General features: G+C 46.4%; 1 protein-coding gene. It reads right to left on the bottom strand.

What is annotated here, in order from left to right:
* On the bottom strand, positions 1 to 2,271 hold a 2,271-nt coding region (locus tag ACFOW1_RS16905; RefSeq protein ID WP_379015931.1), incomplete at both ends, for a PKD domain-containing protein.

Raw genomic sequence — 2,271 nt, 5'->3', positions numbered from 1 at the left:
TGTTGGGGTCGTAGCCTGTGGTTTTATACACCAACTGCCCATACCGATTGTAGATTTCTATGGTAGCACCCGGGTAGCTCTCTAAACTCTTGATCACCCATCTATCGTGATTGCCATCGCCATTGGGCGTAAACGTGTTTGGTATCACAGGTGTGTGTAGCACTACTACGGTTATCTGGTCGCTTACCGCACAACCGCCAATACCTGTGAGTTGTAGCTTGTAAGTAATACTGTCTACACTTGCTATCGGGGTACACATGGGTACGGCTGCTGTATCGCTGCTGAGGTAAGTAGGGCTTCCCACAGGTGCAATGGCTGTCCACAAATAGCTGAGGTTGTTGCCATACACTTTTTGTGGTTTGATGGCTACAGTGCCGCCTTCTAGTACCACTAGATTGGGTCCTAGCGTTAGTATTGGGTATGGGTTTATGGTAACGCTTTGCGTTGCGGTATCGCTTCTGCAACCTTGGGCATTGTCTACCCATAAACGTATTTGGTAGCTACCACTATCGTTAAACTGTCTGCTCGGGTTTTGTATACTGCTGCTTTGCCCTTGCCCTAAATCCCAATACCATGCTTTTACAGCGCTGGTTTTGCCATCACTTTTATCTGTAAAGCTGATATTGTCTTTCACACATACCGCTGTGGGTGTGGCGGCAAAGGCGGCTGTGGGTTGTGGGTTTACATCGCTGTAGGCTTGGGTGAGCGAGTCTACGCAACCATCTTTGGTGGTAATGATAAGTTTTACTGGATAACCACCTGCTGGTGCTAGTGTGCTGTATTGGTGGCTCGCTGATTGGCTAGTACTGCCTGTGGCGTTGTTGGGGTCGCCAAAGTTCCAACTATAGCCAAACAGGTTTTGGCTACCATCGGTGATGGTACTGGTACTGGTGAAAGTGCCGTTGCCATCTGGCAAGCAGATGGTGGGCTGGGTGAAACTCACTTTTGGCAAGTAGTTGACTTTAATCGTTTGGGTGTTGATTTGGCTTCTACAACCACTATCGGTAATCACTCTTAGGCTGGCGTTGTAAGTACCTGCTGCTGCATAACTGTAACTGAAAGTGGTGCCTGTGGTTTTGTTGGCGCTATTGCCATCACCATATACCCATTGCCAAGTTTGTATCTTACTATAATTGGCTACTGAACTATCGGTAAAGCTGATATTGTTTCTTTCGCAGCTTGGGCTACTTACCCCCCATTTGGCGACTGGGCTTGGCCATACCGTAATAGGCTGTGTGGCGCTATCGGCGCAGCCGATGGTGCTGGTGTATTTGTATTGGATATTGTAAGTGCCTGCTGGTGTACTGCTGGGCGTAAAGATGCCTGTATTGCTTACGCCTGTGCCTGTGTAGGCAAAACTACCTGCTATGCCTGTGGTCTCTGTGGCTTGGGTAATTTGTCTTGGTATGGTGTCTTTGCAAATCCCTGGTAGTATCGTAAACTGTACCCTTGGGCTTGGGTTGAGGGTGATATTTCTAGTGATGCTATTCACACAAATAGTACCTGAATAAGCCGTGAACTTGATTTGGATGGTTTTGGGGGCTTGTGGATTGTAGAAATTAGGGTAGAGATGTTTGTACAACTTGCCTAATTTGTTATGACCCGAAGTTGGGTTGTCGTCTAAATCTATTACTGTTGGGTGATTGACATTGTCCCACACAATTTCTACTTTGGTAATATTACCAAAATCAATATAGGAAGTGTCTAAAATCGCTACGGAGTCGTTGGCGCAGAGTTTGCCCGCATTTTGTACAGCGAAGCCTGGTACTGGTATGGAACCATTGACCGTAAATAATTGTTGCAGTGTTACGGCACAGCCTTTATTGCTGGTAACCGTTTCTGCTACTTGGTAATTGTCTGACTTGTGGTATTTAGCAGATGGATTTTTTATGGATAAGCTGGTGAATGGCGTGGGTACTGGTGTGATGCCTGTCACATTTAAGTTCCAGCTATAGCTGAAGCTGGCTTGTGTGCCATCGGCTATTTTGCTGGTATCTGTAAACTGGGCGGCCGCATCGGCTAAACAGATTTCTGGTACCACAAACCCTATTTGTGGTAATGGATTGATGGTAACCGTTTGCTTAACCGTATCGCTTTTACAGCCTTTGTCGCTTGCTGTCATGAGTTTTACCGTATAATTACCATAAGTGGCATAGCTATGGGTAAAGGCGTTGCTATTGGTGGTATCTATCACAGTGCCATCCCCAAATAACCAATGCCATCTGCTAATAGCACCTGTGGCTATTTTACTGGTATCGGTAAACGTCACTG

The organism is Parasediminibacterium paludis, assembly GCF_042651445.1.
Classification (GTDB): domain Bacteria; phylum Bacteroidota; class Bacteroidia; order Chitinophagales; family Chitinophagaceae; genus Parasediminibacterium; species Parasediminibacterium paludis.
Note: the sequence above shows the minus strand (reverse complement) of the source record. Positions and strands in the feature narration are given on the sequence as shown.